This window comes from Pantoea osteomyelitidis (genome assembly GCF_044342975.1).
Taxonomy (GTDB): Bacteria; Pseudomonadota; Gammaproteobacteria; order Enterobacterales; family Enterobacteriaceae; genus Pantoea; species Pantoea osteomyelitidis.
In genome coordinates this window covers 372036-387251 of record NZ_JBGFSN010000004.1, presented here as the reverse complement: position 1 = coordinate 387251, position 15216 = coordinate 372036, and the positions used below count along the sequence as shown (strand labels likewise).

The 15216-nt window shown below is 58.2% G+C and carries 10 protein-coding genes; 5 read left to right on the top strand and 5 right to left on the bottom strand.

Going from position 1 to position 15216, the window contains the following annotated elements; all coding sequences use genetic code 11:
- Positions 1–26: 26 nt before the first annotated feature.
- Positions 27–2324, bottom strand: coding sequence for a beta-glucosidase BglX (gene bglX / locus ABU178_RS06820; protein ID WP_397213218.1), 2298 nt, complete (start codon positions 2322–2324; stop codon positions 27–29).
- Positions 2325–2489: 165 nt separating this feature from the next.
- Here bglX and dld point away from each other — a divergent pair, with 165 nt between their 5' ends.
- Positions 2490–4202 (top strand): D-lactate dehydrogenase, encoded by a 1713-nt coding sequence (gene dld / locus ABU178_RS06815; protein WP_397213216.1) that lies wholly within the window; start codon positions 2490–2492, stop codon positions 4200–4202.
- Positions 4203–4247: 45 nt separating this feature from the next.
- Here dld and ABU178_RS06810 read toward each other — a convergent pair whose 3' ends face one another.
- The 3 genes from ABU178_RS06810 to ABU178_RS06800 form a co-directional block, all read right to left on the bottom strand.
- Positions 4248–6686 carry a DUF3772 domain-containing protein gene (locus ABU178_RS06810; protein WP_397213215.1) on the bottom strand — a complete coding sequence of 813 codons (2439 nt, stop codon included), beginning with the start codon at positions 6684–6686 and terminating at the stop codon, positions 4248–4250.
- A 163-nt stretch (positions 6687–6849) separates the two neighbouring features.
- Positions 6850–7797, bottom strand: coding sequence for a D-alanyl-D-alanine endopeptidase (gene pbpG, locus ABU178_RS06805; RefSeq protein WP_397213213.1), 948 nt, complete (start codon positions 7795–7797; stop codon positions 6850–6852).
- Positions 7798–7973: 176 nt separating this feature from the next.
- Positions 7974–8561, bottom strand: coding sequence for a Yip1 family protein (locus ABU178_RS06800; RefSeq protein ID WP_397213212.1), 588 nt, complete (start codon positions 8559–8561; stop codon positions 7974–7976).
- Positions 8562–8769: 208 nt separating this feature from the next.
- On the opposite strand from ABU178_RS06800, the gene ABU178_RS06795 reads away from it, so the two are divergent.
- Positions 8770–9345: a DedA family protein gene (locus ABU178_RS06795; protein WP_397213210.1), complete on the top strand. Its 576-nt coding sequence runs from the start codon at positions 8770–8772 to the stop codon at positions 9343–9345.
- A 30-nt stretch (positions 9346–9375) separates the two neighbouring features.
- Here ABU178_RS06795 and ABU178_RS06790 read toward each other — a convergent pair whose 3' ends face one another.
- Positions 9376–10158 (bottom strand): SDR family oxidoreductase, encoded by a 783-nt coding sequence (locus tag ABU178_RS06790; protein WP_397213208.1) that lies wholly within the window; start codon positions 10156–10158, stop codon positions 9376–9378.
- Between the two features lie 116 nt (positions 10159–10274).
- Between ABU178_RS06790 and ABU178_RS06785 the strand changes: the two genes are divergently transcribed.
- The 3 genes from ABU178_RS06785 to ABU178_RS06775 all read left to right on the top strand — a co-directional run bounded on the left by ABU178_RS06785 (position 10275) and on the right by ABU178_RS06775 (position 15210).
- Positions 10275–12089 carry a glycoside hydrolase family 15 protein gene (locus tag ABU178_RS06785; protein ID WP_397213206.1) on the top strand — a complete coding sequence of 605 codons (1815 nt, stop codon included), beginning with the start codon at positions 10275–10277 and terminating at the stop codon, positions 12087–12089.
- Positions 12090–12280: 191 nt separating this feature from the next.
- Entirely contained in the window at positions 12281–13435 is a 1155-nt protein-coding gene (locus ABU178_RS06780; RefSeq protein WP_397213204.1) for a L,D-transpeptidase family protein, read from the top strand.
- Between the two features lie 170 nt (positions 13436–13605).
- On the top strand, positions 13606–15210 hold the full coding sequence (locus ABU178_RS06775; protein ID WP_397213202.1) for an inorganic phosphate transporter: 1605 nt from the start codon (positions 13606–13608) through the stop codon (positions 15208–15210).
- Positions 15211–15216: the final 6 nt, after the last annotated feature.

Here is a 15216-nt window from a genome sequence, read left to right as displayed (position 1 = left end):
GGCCGCCGGTGCGGCCCGTTAAGGTTTTAAAGATAATCAAATTGTGCATCTTGGGTGCGTACCGAATCCAGCCCGATCATCACATTAAATTTGCCCGGCTCCGCCACCTGCTGCATTTTCTGGTTCCAGAATTTCAGCGCATCAACATCGATTTTAAAGGTCACGGTTTGCGATTCGCCCGCCTTCAGCATGATGCGCTGAAAACCGCGCAGCTCCGCGACCGGACGGCTGAGGGTAGCCACCGGATCGTTCAGGTACATCTGCACTACGGTGGCGCCGTCGCGTGAGCCGCTGTTGGTCACCGTGACGCTCGCCTCAATAACGCCGTTACGCGGCATGGTTTTGGCCGACATTTTCACCGGCGACACCTTAAAGCGGGTATAGCTCAGGCCATAGCCAAACGGGTAAAGCGGACCGTTTACCGCGTCATAGTAGTGCGAGGTGTATTTGTTCGGCTTAGCGGCGTTATAAGGACGACCGGTCGGCAGATGGTTGTAATAGATCGGGATCTGTCCCACTGAACGTGGGAAGGAGACCGGCAGCTTGCCGGAGGGATTGTAATCGCCAAACAGCACGTCGGCGATGGCGTTGCCTCCTTCTGTACCGCTGAACCAGGTCTCCAGCATCGCATCCGCCATGCGGTCTTCGTTGACCAACGCGAGCGGACGGCCATTCATCAGCACAATCACCAGCGGTTTACCGGTGGCTTTCAGCGCCGCCAGCAGCTTTTGCTGGCTGGGCGGAATAGTGAGATCGCTGCGGCTTGACGCTTCATGCGCCATGCCCTGCGCTTCGCCCACCGCTGCGATCACCACGTCCGCCTGCTTCGCCTTTTCTACCGCCTCATCAATCATCTGCTGCGGCGTGCGCGCATCCACGCTGACCGCTTTTTCATAAAGATTGAGGAAATCCTGGATGCCTTTGTTATCGGAGATGTTCGCCCCTTTGGCGTACAGCAGCGTCGCTTTGCCCGCCGTGGCATTACGCATTCCTTGCAACAGCGACACTGACTGCTTCGCCACGCCCGCCGCTGACCAGCTGCCCATGATGTCGCGCTGGCTGTCGGCCAGCGGCCCGATCAGCGCGATGGTGCCGCTCTTCTTCAGCGGCAGCGTCTCCAGACGGTTCTTCAGCAGTACGATGCTTTTACGCGCCACATCGCGCGCGTCGGCGCGATGCAGACGGCTTTCCGCATTGGTGTCCTGCGGATCGCTCTCTTTCGCGCCGAGATGGCTGTAAGGATCGTTAAACAGTCCCATATCATATTTTACATTCAGCACATGACGCGCCGCGTCGTCGATCTCCGCCATGCTCACCGCGCCGCTTTTCACCAGCCCCGGCAGGTATTTGCTGTAATATTCGTCGCTCATGCTCATATCGATGCCCGACTTGAGCGCGATGCGCACTGCATCCTGCGGATCGCTGGCGACGCCGTGCTTGAGCAGCTCTTTAATGGCACCGTGATCGCTGATGGTTATGCCTTTGAATTTCCACTGGTCGCGCAGCAGATCTTTCAGCAGCCAGCCGTCGGCGGTGGCCGGCACGCCATTGATCGAGTTGAGCGCCACCATCACGCCGCCGCTGCCGGCATCGAGCGAGGCTTTATACGGCGGCATGTAATCCTGGAACATGCGCTGCGGGCTCATATCCACGGTGTTGTAATCGCGCCCGCCTTCTACCGCGCCGTAGAGTGCGAAGTGCTTCACGCTGGTCATCAGCGCATAGCGATCGGCGGGACTTTTGCCCTGCATCGCTTTGACCATGGTGCTGCCCATCTGCGAGGTCAGGTAAGTGTCTTCGCCAAAACCTTCCGAGACCCGACCCCAGCGCGGTTCACGGCTGACGTCCACCATCGGTGCCCAGGTCATATTCAGACCATCATCCGCCGCTTCATAAGCAGAGACGCGGCCCACGGTATGTACGGCGTCAAGATCCCAGCTGGCCGCCAGGCCCAGTGGAATAGGGAAAACGGTGCGCTGGCCATGCACCACGTCGTAGGCGAAAAAAAGCGGAATTTTCAGGCGGCTGAGCTGCATCACCTGATCCTGCATGGCGCGAATGTCAGGCCGCGTGACGGTATTGAAAATTGCCCCAACCTGTCCTTTTTGGATCATGTCGCGAATCGCTGATTTGGGATTGTCCGGCCCGACGCTGATCAGTCGCAGCTGGCCGATTTTTTCGTCCAGCGTCATTTTTGTCAGCAGCTCACTGACAAAGGCGTCTCGCGCCTGTGCGTTCGTCGGATGGGGGCCAAACAGATCGTCGGCCAGAGCGGGCTGAATGGCCAGGGAAACGGCCAGGCTAACAGAGTAAATCCATTTCATCAGTTTGGGTTCTCTTAAGTGACTGCGCTAAAACAAATTTATGGGTTCCAGCAACGTATGCGCCAGTGTGCCACAAGATGAGAATAGCAGGTAGTTTTGCGCGGCGAGCCATTTTCCCGTGTCGTGCTACAGTAAGGACGCAACGTAACGTGAAAGGATACGCCTGTGACAGATTCCCTCTCTCGCCCTGCTCTGCTGGCGGAACTGCGCCGCCTCGTGGGTTCCTCTCATCTGCTGACCGACGCCGCACAGACGGCACGCTACCGCAAAGGCTTTCGCTCCGGCACAGGCGACGCGCTGGCGGTGGTATTTCCCGGCTCGCTGTTGGAGCTGTGGCGCGTGTTGCAGGCGCTGGTCAGCGCCGATGCAATTATCTTGATGCAGGCCGCCAATACCGGTCTGACGGAAGGCTCTACGCCGCACGGCAACGATTACGATCGCGATATTGTGATTATCAGCACGCTGCGTCTCGATAAATTGCAGCTGCTCGACGAAGGCAAACAGGTGCTGGCGTTTCCTGGCACTACCCTATGGCAGCTGGAGAAGGCGCTGTCGCCGCTGGGCCGCGAGCCGCACTCGGTGATCGGTTCCTCTTGTATCGGCGCCTCGGTGCTGGGCGGCGTCTGCAATAACTCCGGCGGTTCGCTGATCAAACGCGGCCCCGCCTATAGCGAGCTGGCGCTTTACGCGCAGATAGATGAACAGGGCAAACTCAGGCTGGTGAACCACCTGGGCATGCAGCTCGGCAGCTCGGCGGAGGAGATTCTGGGGCGCCTCGATGACGATCGCTGGCAGCCCGCAGACGTACAGTATGACCATCGTCACGCCTCCGATTACGACTATGCTACGCGCGTGCGCGATATCAATGCGGATACCCCGGCGCGCTTCAATGCCGACGCGCGCCATCTGTTTGAAGCCTCGGGCTGCGCCGGCAAGCTGGCGGTGTTTGCCGTGCGGCTTGATACCTTTCCCGCCGAGCCGCAGCAGCAGGTGTTCTATATCGGCAGCAACGATCCCGCCGTATTGAGCGATATTCGTCGCCATATCCTTGCTCATTTCGCCAGTTTACCGGTGGCGGGCGAATATATGCATCGCGACATTTTCGATATCGCCGAAGTGTACGGTAAAGACACCTTTGTGATGATCGATAAGCTGGGCACCGATAAAATGCCGCGCTTTTTTACCCTGAAGGGACGCGCCGACGCCTGGCTGGCAAAGGTGCCTTTTATCAAACCCCATTTCAGCGATCGCCTGATGCAGCGCGTTAGCCAGTTTTTTCCGGCGCATCTGCCGAAACGCATGAAGCAGTACCGCGACAAATATGAGCATCATCTGCTGTTAAAAATGTCCGGCGACGGGGTGGCGGAGGCGCGCAGCTATCTCAAGGACTTTTTCCGCGAGGGCGGTGGCGACTTTTTCGAATGTACCGATAAAGAGGGGGCGCACGCCTTCCTGCATCGCTTTGCCGCGGCGGGCGCGGCGGTGCGTTATCACGCGGTGCATGCCGACAAAGTGGAGGATATTCTGGCGCTCGATATCGCTCTGCGCCGTAACGATCGCGACTGGTTCGAGACGCTGCCGCCAGAGTTTGATAACGACTTGATCCATCGCCTCTATTATGGTCACTTCTTCTGTCACGTTTTCCATCAGGATTACATCGTGAAGAAAGGGGTAGATGTTCATGCGCTGAAAGAGAAGATGCTGGCGATCCTTAACGCGCGCGGCGCGGAGTATCCCGCCGAGCACAACGTCGGGCATCTCTACACGGCGAAACCGCAGCTACAGGCGTTTTACCGCCAGCTCGATCCCACCAACAGCTTTAACCCCGGCATCGGTAAAACCAGCAAGCAAAAAGGCTGGGGAGTGAAGCAGGCGTAGTCGCAGGCGAAAAAAGGCCGAACATTGTTCGGCCTTTTATACGCTTTAAGGTAGCTGTTCCGGCTCGTTGCTGGCTTCCTGCTGCCTGCGCTCGATAATCATTGTCTGCGGCGTCGAGAGCATAATGTCCTCCTTGCGCAGACGCGTCAGAATATCAAACAGCAGATCGCTCTTCACGCTGCCCACCTGACGCGGGCTGGCGACGTTGCCGGTGACGCTCAGCACGATCCCCTGCGGCGTCAAATCTTTGAAGGTCACCGACGGCTCCGGCAGCTCCAGCACGCGTTCGTTTTCGTTATAGACTTCCAGCAAAATCTCACGTACCCGCACCGGATCGATATCAAGCGGGAAAGTCAGCAGAATGGTCGCCACGCCCTGCGCACTGCCCATGGTGGCGTTACGCACGTTCTGTGAGATGAGCTGTGAGTTCGGCACGATCACCGTGGATTTATCGCTCAGCTGGATCTCGGTGGCGCGCACGTTGATGCGGCGAATATCCCCTTCGATGCCGCTGATGCTCACCAGATCCCCCACCTTCACCGGCCGTTCGGTCAGCAGAATCAGACCGGAGATAAAGTTCTTCACAATCTCCTGCAGACCAAAACCGATACCCACCGACAGGGCGCTGACGATCCAGGCCAGCTTGTTCCATTGCAGGCCCATGGTCGACAGCGTCAGCAGGATAATCAGCACGTAGCCGATATTGCTGAACAGCGTGACCAGCGACACGCGCATACCGACATCCATGGTGGTTTTCGGCAGGAACTCGTTATCGAGCCAGCGGCGCACCGAACGCAGCACATAGATGCCGACGATCAGACAAACCAGCGCATTCACCAGCCGTGCCGGCACGATGTTCAGTGACTCGAGTCCTTTGCCGCCCCAGAACTCAATCGCTTTCTGCAACAGTTCAATTGGCGTCGATGAGGCGAAAGTGCCGTTCAGCAGCGCAATTGCCACAAACAGAATCAGCAAGGTTTTGCCTGTCGCCGCCAGCAGCGTGGCCGCCTGCTGCAGATGACGATCGTTGATGTTCAGCGAACTTTGAATGCGTTTACCGGTGGGATTATTGGTGGAAAACAGCGTTTCGCAGGCGTCGTTAATCAAATGGCTGAGGAAGTAAAACGAGCCAAACAGGATGCCGCACCAGATCAATTCATAACTCAGGAAGCGTCCCAGCGTCACATAACCGATAATCAGCGAGAGCAGAATAGCAATGCCGGTCAGCGTCAGTGCCATATGAATCAGTCCGACCAGCGTGGAGCGCGCCTCCGGCGGGTTACCTTCCAGCTTCATGCGCCGCCGTACCCGGTTGGAGCGCATACTCACGGCGAGCGTGGTGGTGCCAATCAGCAGCGCCGTCAGCCCGTTAGCGAAAATAGTGGTGTTGAGGCTGGTGCCGACGCTGTAGTTTAAGCTCTCCACCGTCTGGAAAATAAACACCAGCACGGCGGTAATCGGCGGAAAAGGCTTTAATGCCTCGGCTATCGGATCGGCGATCGGCGGCAGTCGCCAGGAGGGACGGCGAGTCGAGAGAAAGGCGCGTCCCAGACCGGCAATCAGCCCGCAAAACACGCTAAGCTCCACCAGCCGATCGACAAAGCCCTGCACGTCATCGGAGACTTCGTTACGGCGGGTAAACGCCAGTGCGATAAAGTTGAACGCCAGCACCACGGCGGCCAGGGTAGTAAGCGCGATAGCGGCAGCAAGGAAACTGCGACGCAATCGTCCTTCCGGCAGCTTATGGATACTGACCCAGGCGAGGAACTCTTCACTGTAGCGACGGCAAACCGTCATCACCAACAGCGCAGCTACCAGCCAACCCAACGTGCCGATGCGCCAGCCCGGCTCCCAGGAGAGCGCAGCCGTCGCCTTCAATTCGTCGCGAAAATCGGCAATTTTCTCCCCATCAAGATCCTGTGCGTTGAACAGCGGCGCCCAGAAGCGCGGCCCCAGAATACTGCCGGAATTCAGCGCCAATTGGTTTTTCAACTGATCGCGGCGCAGGTTGACAATCTGCGAGGAAAGCATCAGCCCGCCGTTTTTAATCGCCAAAGCCTGGGTGAGCTGATCGTCCAGCTTGCTTTTCTGGCTCTCCAGCGAGTGGCGTTTGCGCGTTACTTCTGGCGTCTCTTTCACCTCGCTGTCCGCTTTCGGCGCCGGGCCGAGCACCCCCAGCTGAGCGTCGAGCTGCTGACGCTGCGGGGTCAGCGCCTGCGCGAGCGTATCGGCGTTGCCGGAAAGCTCCAGTGCCATCTCGTTGAGCTGATTCAGCTTATTTTCATTGGTTTCGCCAGAAACCTGGCCTTTGATTTTGTCGAGCACCTTCTGCATCTTCGGCAGCTCTACCGCCGGATTCACCGGCGGCGCGGTCTCTTCTCCCTGCGTAGCGGCGGCGGCATCGTCCGCCGCCAGCGCAAGGCCGGGCGCCAGCATCACCAGCGCCAGCAAAAACAGAGCAAAAATGGATCGTAGCTTAAACATAAGAACCTGATTCCAGCGCGTTAAAAGAGTCCGGACGATCTTCCTTCGCCCGCCGCGCGTAGTTTAGGCGTTTGCCTGGGACGAAACTATAGGAATGCGGGCGCAAAAATCTGCCGGGTCATGCTGCTCGGGCGCTCAGCCTGAGGCGCGCGCCCGAAGGTTTTTACTCTACGGCCGCGGCGCTTGCGCCGGTACTGGCCATCTGCCCCGCCTTCTGCTTTTTATAGGCCAGCGCCGCCGCAGGCACCGGCGCGGCTTTGCCGGTTTCCAGCCAGTCGCGCAAACGATTCGCATCGGCGAAATGGGTGTATTTGCCAAAGGCATCCAGCACCACCAGCGCTACCGGACGGTTATTGATGCGGGTGCGCATCACCAGACAGTGACCCGCCTCATCGGTATAACCGGTTTTGGTCAGCTCAATCTGCCAGTCCGCTTTATAAACCAGATGATTGGTATTGCGGAACGGCAGCGCATAGGCGGGATGGCTGAACAGCGCGGTCTGCTCTTTGGTGGTGCTGAGCTGGCCCAGCTGCGGATACTGACGCGTCGCTTTCAGCAGTTTGATCAGATCTTCCGCGCTGGAAACGTTTTGGATCGATAAGCCGGTGGGTTCCACATAACGGGTGTGCGTCATGCCCAGAGCGCGCGCTTTGGCGTTCATGGCGCGGATAAAGGCGTCATAGCCGCCGGGATAGTGGTGCGCAAGGCTGGCCGCCGCACGGTTTTCCGATGACATCAGCGCCAGCAGCAACATATTCCTGCGGCTGATTTCACTGTTCAGCTTGACGCGCGAAAAGACGCCGCGCATTTCCGCCGTGTGGCTGATATCCACCGACAGCAGTTCATCCATCGGCTGATGAGCATCCAGCACCACCATCGCCGTCATCAGCTTGGTGAGCGAGGCGATGGGCCGTACGCGATCGGGGTGGCTGGAAAACAGCACTTTATTGGTATTGAGATCGACAATCATCGCACTGCCGGAGGCGATTTGCGGCTGTGCAATCGGCGCCATGTTGGCAAGCGCAGGGGCGGCCAGCGCAGGCGTCATCGCCGTGGCTCCGGTAAAGAGCAGCGCCAGCGACAGCAGTGAATAGCGAATATTTACAGGCATCGGGAAAGTGTACCGGTTAAGATTTTGCGCTGTGTCAGACACAGGCTGCCCGCATCAGGCCAGAGTATACGCGGGCTGGCCGCAGCATCATACGCGGTTCACTTAGAAATTTCCTGGGTGAGATTGTTTCCGGGCGTTAAAAGGCTGTGCCGGAAGACACAGCCTGATTTAACGGATTAAAACAGGCGCGGGCCATATCCCCATATCACCACCGTCAGCGCCAGCAGCACTTCCAGTACCAGCACGCCGATTGCCAGCGTTGAACCGGAAAGACGCAGGCTTTCATCCTGATCGATATTCAGGAACACCGGAATCCCGACGTAAAGCAGATAGCCGGTATAAAGCAGCGCCAGCGCACCTATCAGTACACAGAGCCAGACCAGCGGGTAAAGCGCCACAATGCCGCAGAGAAACAGCGGCGTCGCCACATAGCCAGCAAATACCGTGCAGCGCTGGATACCGGGCCGTTGCGGATAATCTCGTGCCATCCAGTGGATTACGCGGCCCATCACCGCTACGCCACCCAGAATGATCAGGTAAAACAGAATGCCAAGACCGATGCCGGTAAACAGGTTGAGCTGGATATACCGCCCTTCCCCCAGATTCCAGCCCAGCTGCGTGGTGCCAATAAAGGCGCAGATTACCGGGATCGCCGCCATCAGCAGGACATGATGCGTGTAATGGTGCGAAACGCTTTCGTTCTCTTGCTTAATATCACGCATCTCCTGGTTCGGATGCGCCATAAGTCCCCAGATATGATTCATAAAATCACCTCTCTGATGCGACTGTCCGCCCGACTCGGATGCCGGACAGATCCCCTCTAGTATAAACGGGGCTGCAACTTTTGCGGCGAGCGCGCAAATAAACCGCAAAATAATGGCCCGGCGCTGGGTTTAATTGTTAACGGGACCGGAAGCTTGCGCGGATGCGGTATAGACTTGTGAGAGTCTTGTTTTCACAGGAAGGTCAATTTTGCATTTCGATATCAACCAATTAATTACGCAGTATGGTTATTTCGGCGTACTGCTGGGCTGCCTTGTCGAGGGCGAAACCTTTACGCTGCTGGGCGGCATCGCGGCCCACGAAGGTCTGCTGCGTTACAGCGGCGTGGTTATCGCCGCCATGATTGGCGGGGGAATCGGCGATCAGCTGCTGTTCTGGCTGGGACGCCGTTACGGCACGCGCATCCTGCGCCGTTTTAAAAAGCATCAGGATCAGTTGGTCAAGGCCAACCACCTGATTCAGCGCCATCCCAGCCTGTTTGTGATCGGTGTGCGCTTTATGTATGGCTTTCGGCTTATCGGCCCGATCATTATTGGCGCCAGCCATCTCAGGCCGCTGAAGTTTTTTCTGCTGAATGTGATTGGCGCCGTCATTTGGGCGCTGCTGTTTGTCACGCTGGGCTATTTTGCCGGCGAGATGATCACGCCGCTGCTGCATAAAATCGATCAGCATCTGAAACATCTGTTCTGGCTGGCGGGAGCGGTGGTATTTGCTTTCCTGCTGCGTTTTATTATCCGACGCTGGAATAACAAGCGGGCAGGCTAAAATCGCCCCTGCGCCCCGCACGTCGGCGGTTCAGGTGTTGTCATAGCCCCTGAACTGTGGGTTCGCCAGCATAAAGCCGCCGTCGATGATAAACGACTGGCCGGTGGTATAGGTTGACCACTCTGAACAGAGCCAGACCACCATGCTGGCAATCTCGCGCGTATCGCCCGGACGTCCGGCAGGGATTTCCGGAATTTTAGTGGTCTGCGCATCTTCATTGCTCATATTGTTCATCGGCGTGGCGATGGCGCCTGGCGCAACGGCATTCACCAGAATCTTATGCGGCAGCAGACTCAGCGCCATCGATTTGGTCAGACCGCCCAGCGCATGTTTCGCCGCCGTATAGGCGGTTGAGTCGGGCAGTGGCGTGTGCTCATGCACCGAAGTGATATTAATGATGCGTCCGCCCTCGCCCTGCTCCACCATTCTGCGTGCAGCGATTTGACCGCAGACAAAAGCGCCGTCTACATCCACGGCGAACACGTTGCGCCAGTCTTCGAAACTGGTCGCAAGAAAGTCCGCTTTTGCGTTGGTCCCGGCATTATTGACCAGCACGTCAATACGGCCCAGGCGATCGATCAGCGTCTGCAACGCTTTTCCGCCCTGCTGCGGATCGGAGAGATCCATCTGAACGCGTTCGGCACGACGCCCCATATTGCGTACCTGGCGCGCAGTATCTTCTCCTCCCTGATCGTCGGAGCGCCAGGTAATACCGATGTCGAAGCCCTGCTCCGCCAGCATCAGGGCGCAGGTTTTGCCGATACCTGAATCTGATGCCGTAATCACGGCGACCTTCTGCTGTTGCGCTGTCATCGTTGTCTCCGGTGATGGGTATCAGAAGAGTATAGATGTTATCTATCCGTGCTCAGACCCGGCTCTCTCTGCCGCTTTGGCTATAGTTAACTGATGGTCCGCCCCTGGGGAAAAGCATGAGTCAGGTGAAACGCAAGATTGAAGATCACGGCGTCATTGGCGATCTGCGCACCTGCGCGCTGATCGCAAACGATGGCACCATCGACTATTTCTGCTGGCCGGAGCTGGACAGCCCCTCGGTGTTTTCCGCGCTGCTTGACAGCGATGAAGCGGGGCTGTTTTCGCTGGCGCCGCAGTGGAAGGATGCGCGCCGTCAGCAACTCTACCTGCCGGATACCAATATTCTGCAAACCCGCTGGCTGGGCAACGAAGGGGTAGCGGAAATTACCGACTATATGCCGCTGTGCGACGCCGTCGACAAGCAGCCGCGCATTATCCGCCGGGTGAAAATGGTGCGCGGCAGCGCCCGTTTCACTATGCGTTGCGCGCCGCGCCACGACTATGGTCGCGCCAATACCCAGGCCCGCGCTGAACATGGCTGCATTGAGTTTCATGCCGAAGGCCAACCGTCGCTGCGCCTCGCCGCCACCGTGGTGATGACGCTGGAAGAGAATGCGGCGATCGCCAGCTTTACCATGAAAGCGGGCGAACATGCCGAATTTGTTTTTGGCAGCGTTGATGATCCCCATCTCGACCACATCGCCACCGAGCGCTGCTTTCATCACACGCTGCACTTCTGGCGCAGCTGGACCAACAAAAGCAACTATCGCGGACGCTGGCAAGGCATGGTGAGCCGTTCCGCGCTGGCGCTGAAGCTGCTGACCTCCTGGCGGCATGGCTCCATCGCCGCTGCCGCCACCTTTGGCCTGCCGGAAGAGCTGGGCGGCGTACGCAACTGGGACTATCGCGCCTCCTGGATCCGCGACGCCTCATTCAGCATGTACGCGTTGATGCGTTTGGGCTACACCGAAGAGGCGAAAAACTTCACCAAATGGGTAGGCCGCTGTGTGGAAAACAGCCACTACGACGAGGCGCGCCTGCAGGTGATGTACCGCCTCGACAGCGGCACTGAACTGCATGAAATGGAGCTGCTGAATCTCTCCGGCTATGCTGATTCGATGCCGGTGCGTATTGGCAACGATGCCTGGCAGCAGACCCAGCTGGATATCTATGGCGAGCTGATGGACGCCATCTATCTCGCTAATAAATATGGCGAGGCGATCTCCCATCGCGGCTGGCGCTACGTGATGAATATGGTCGATTACGTCTGCGACAGCTGGAACCAGCCGGATGCCGGTATCTGGGAGATGCGCGGCGAGCCGCAGCATTTTCTTCACTCGCGCCTGATGTGCTGGGTGGCGATCGACCGCGCGCTGCGCCTCGGGATGAAGCGCTCGCTGCCGATGCCTTATGAACGCTGGGATCGGACGCGCAGCGAGATCCGCGAAGATATCTGGAACAATTTCTGGAACAAGGAGCGCGGCCACTTTACCGCCACGCGCCATGGCGATTATCTCGACGCCTCGATGCTGCTGATGCCGCTGGTGCGTTTTGTCGGCGCGACCGACCCCGACTGGCTCGCCACCCTGGACGCCATCAAGGCCAATCTGGTCAGCGACGGGCTGGTGCGCCGCTATAACATCCTTGAAACGCCCGCAGACGGATTAAAAGGGGAAGAGGGTTCCTTTGCCGCCTGTTCGTTCTGGTATGTCGAGTGTCTGGCGCGCGCGGGGCGCATCCATGAAGCGCACTTTGAGTTTGAAAAATTGCTGAGCTATGCCAATCCGCTCGGTCTTTATGCTGAAGAGTTTGATATCCGCGGCGGCGCGTTAGGCAATATGCCGCAGGCGCTTTCCCATCTGGCGCTGATCAGCGCCGCCTTTTTCCTTAATCGTAAGCTAAGTGGCGAGGTGACCTTATGGCAACCCTGATCAATTTGTGTTGATTCGCAAAGAGAATTGTCTGGTTAACATGAAAGTTTAACTAAACTATGCTGCCGGAGCTAAAATCCTGATTCCCATCAAGAGTTCAATGCACATATAATGTGCAGCAGGTCACGCTGACCGGCATGGGTTCGATAAACTAACAAGCCTTTTAAAAGGCATTAACTACTTGTAAAAACATGAAAAAAAGCATTCGCGCGTTCGCTTCACTTGCCCTGGCGCTGGCGGCTTTCAGCCATTCAGCCTTCGCTGTGGTTTATCCCCTTCCGCCGGCTAACAGCCGTCTTTTGGGTGAAAATATCGAAATTACCGTTCCTCAAGAGAGCAAACTTCCGCTGGAAGCCTTTGCTGCTCAGTACCAGATGGGCCTCAGCAACATGCTGGAAGCCAATCCGGGTATCGATGTCTATCTGCCGCAGGCTGGCCGTAAGATGATTGTGCCTCAGCAGCTGATTTTGCCGGACGCGCCGCGTGAAGGCATTGTCATCAACAGCGCGGAAATGCGTCTTTACTACTATCCGAAAGGCAGCAAAACCGTCGTGGTATTGCCGATTGGTATCGGCGAGCTGGGCAAAGATACGCCAATCAACTGGACTACCAGCGTACAACGCAAAAAAGCGGGTCCGACCTGGACGCCGACCAAAGCGATGCATGCTGAATATGCTGAGCGTGGCGAGAACCTGCCGGACGTGTTCCCGGCCGGCCCGGATAACCCGATGGGCCTCTATGCGCTCTATATCGGTCGTCTCTACGCCATTCACGGGACTAACGCCAACTTTGGTATCGGCCTGCGCGTGAGCCACGGCTGCGTGCGCCTGCGTGCCGACGATATCAAATGGCTGTTCGACAACGTGCCGGTCGGCACCCGCGTGCAGTTTATCGACCAGCCGGTGAAAGCTACCGTAGAGCCGGACGGTTCGCGCTACGTAGAAGTGCATAATCCGCTTTCTACTACCGAAGAGCAGTTCACTTCCCGTGAGCCGGTGCCGATTACGCTGACCGCTGCGGTCAGCAAGGTCGTGACAGACACCAGCGTCAGTCAGGATCAGGTGAATAACGCCATTCAGCGCCGTACCGGTATGCCGGTAAAAGTGAACGGCGTGGCGGACAATGTCCAGACCGCACCGATCCCGGTTCAGGAGATGCCTGGCGCAGAGCCGAAAGAGGAGCCGATGACGCCGGTTACCCCGCAGGGCGCTAACGTGACGGATCCGAACGCGGCTGCCCAGCAGCAGCCTGCGCAGCCCGGCGCCGCACCGATCACCAATGAAAACAGCGTGCAGCAGACCAGCGCGCCGCAGCCTGCCCCGGCGACAGCAGACGACAAATCCTGATTCGTCAGAAAACACCCAAAGCCAGCGCCTGTCGCTGGCTTTTTTTTGCGCCTTTTTCGGCACTCTTCCCGCGTTCAGCATCATCGTTCTGTCACAAAAGCGGCGTATCACACTGCAAAGTAAGCTACTGCGATGCAGGGAGGCGCTTAACCTAATGAGCGAGGTATGCCATGAGCCAAAACAGTCTCTCCGCTTCCACACCGGCGCGCGGACGTCCCAATCTTAACGGCAGAGGCAGCCGCTTCTCCCGACCGCTGTTTCTGGTGCTGCTGGCGGCCGGGCTGGCCTTTGCCGCCATCAACCTGTTCAACGATGTGGCAGAGACCGATACGGTGGTCACCAGCTACGTCCCTTTCCTGCTGCTTGGCCTGGCGCTGCTGATTGCGCTGGGCTTTGAGTTTGTGAATGGCTTTCACGATACGGCGAATGCGGTAGCAACGGTGATCTATACCCATTCACTGACGCCGGGCGTCGCGGTGGTCTGGTCAGGGATGTGCAATTTTCTCGGCGTTCTGCTCTCCAGCGGCGTGGTGGCGTTCGGCATTATTTCGCTGCTGCCGGTCGAGCTGATCATGCAGGCGGGCAGCCACAACGGTTTCGCCATGGTCTATGCGCTGCTGGTTTCCGCCATTATCTGGAACCTCAGCACCTGGTATCTCGGCCTGCCCTCCTCCTCTTCCCATACCCTGATTGGGTCGATTATCGGCGTGGGCGTGGCGAATGCGCTGATGCATGGCCGCAGCGGCACCAGCGGCGTCGACTGGGATCAGGCGCTGAAAGTAGGCTACGCGCTGTTGCTGTCGCCGGTGGTAGGCTTTGTCTGCGCCGCCCTGCTGCTGTTGGTAATGAAAACCTTTGTGCGTAACCGCCAGCTCTACTCCGCACCAGAAAGCGACCAGCCGCCGCCAGCCTGGATTCGCGGCCTGCTGATCCTGACCTGCACCGGCGTCTCTTTCGCCCACGGCTCGAATGACGGTCAGAAAGGGATGGGGCTGATTATGCTGATTCTGGTCGGCACCATGCCCATCGCTTATGCCCTGAATCGCTCTTTGCCGCCCGATCAGATCCCCCGCGTCGCCGCCCTGACGCAGGTTACCGGACAGCAGCTGTTGCAGCGCCAACCGGCTCCTGCCGCGATGCCGCCCGCGCGCAAAGTGCTTACCGCCTTTGTGAGCAGCGGCGATGTTACGCCGCAGGTGCTGCCCGCCCTCGCCTCCATGCTGGGCGATATCGGCGATCAGATTAGGCGTTACGGTTCAATGGAGAACATTCCGGCACAGGCGGTGAGCAACACGCGTAATCAGATGTATCTTGCCTCAGAAGCGATCAAGCATCTGCAAAGCGCGAAGCTGCCGCTGCCGCCGGAAACGCAGCGTAACCTCACGGCAGTGAAAGCGGAGCTGGACAGCGCCACCCGCTTTATTCCGATATGGGTAAAAGTGGTGGTGGCGATCGCCCTGGGCCTCGGCACCATGGTGGGCTGGCGGCGTATTGTGGTGACGGTGGGCGAGCGCATCGGCAAAACCCATCTTAACTACGCGCAGGGCGCCAGCGCGGAGCTGGTGGCGATGGTGACGATCGGCGCCGCCGACGGCTTCGGCCTGCCGGTCTCTACCACCCACGTACTCTCCTCCGGCGTGGCGGGCACCATGGCGGCGAATCGTTCCGGCCTGCAGCTTGCCACGCTGCGTAATCTGGCGGTCGCCTGGGTGCTGACCCTGCCGGTATCCGTTTTGCTTTCCGCCCTGCTTTACGGGCTGTTTACCCACCTGTAGTCGCTA

Coding starts and splice junctions, on each gene's coding strand:
- bglX (WP_397213218.1), bottom strand. CDS start 2,324: ATGAAATGGATTTACTCTGTTAGCCTGGCCGTTTCCCTGGCCATTCAG.
- ABU178_RS06810 (WP_397213215.1), bottom strand. CDS start 6,686: ATGTTTAAGCTACGATCCATTTTTGCTCTGTTTTTGCTGGCGCTGGTG.
- pbpG (WP_397213213.1), bottom strand. CDS start 7,797: ATGCCTGTAAATATTCGCTATTCACTGCTGTCGCTGGCGCTGCTCTTT.
- ABU178_RS06800 (WP_397213212.1), bottom strand. CDS start 8,561: ATGAATCATATCTGGGGACTTATGGCGCATCCGAACCAGGAGATGCGT.
- ABU178_RS06790 (WP_397213208.1), bottom strand. CDS start 10,158: ATGACAGCGCAACAGCAGAAGGTCGCCGTGATTACGGCATCAGATTCA.
- ABU178_RS06785 (WP_397213206.1), top strand. CDS start 10,275: ATGAGTCAGGTGAAACGCAAGATTGAAGATCACGGCGTCATTGGCGAT.
- ABU178_RS06780 (WP_397213204.1), top strand. CDS start 12,281: ATGAAAAAAAGCATTCGCGCGTTCGCTTCACTTGCCCTGGCGCTGGCG.
- ABU178_RS06775 (WP_397213202.1), top strand. CDS start 13,606: ATGAGCCAAAACAGTCTCTCCGCTTCCACACCGGCGCGCGGACGTCCC.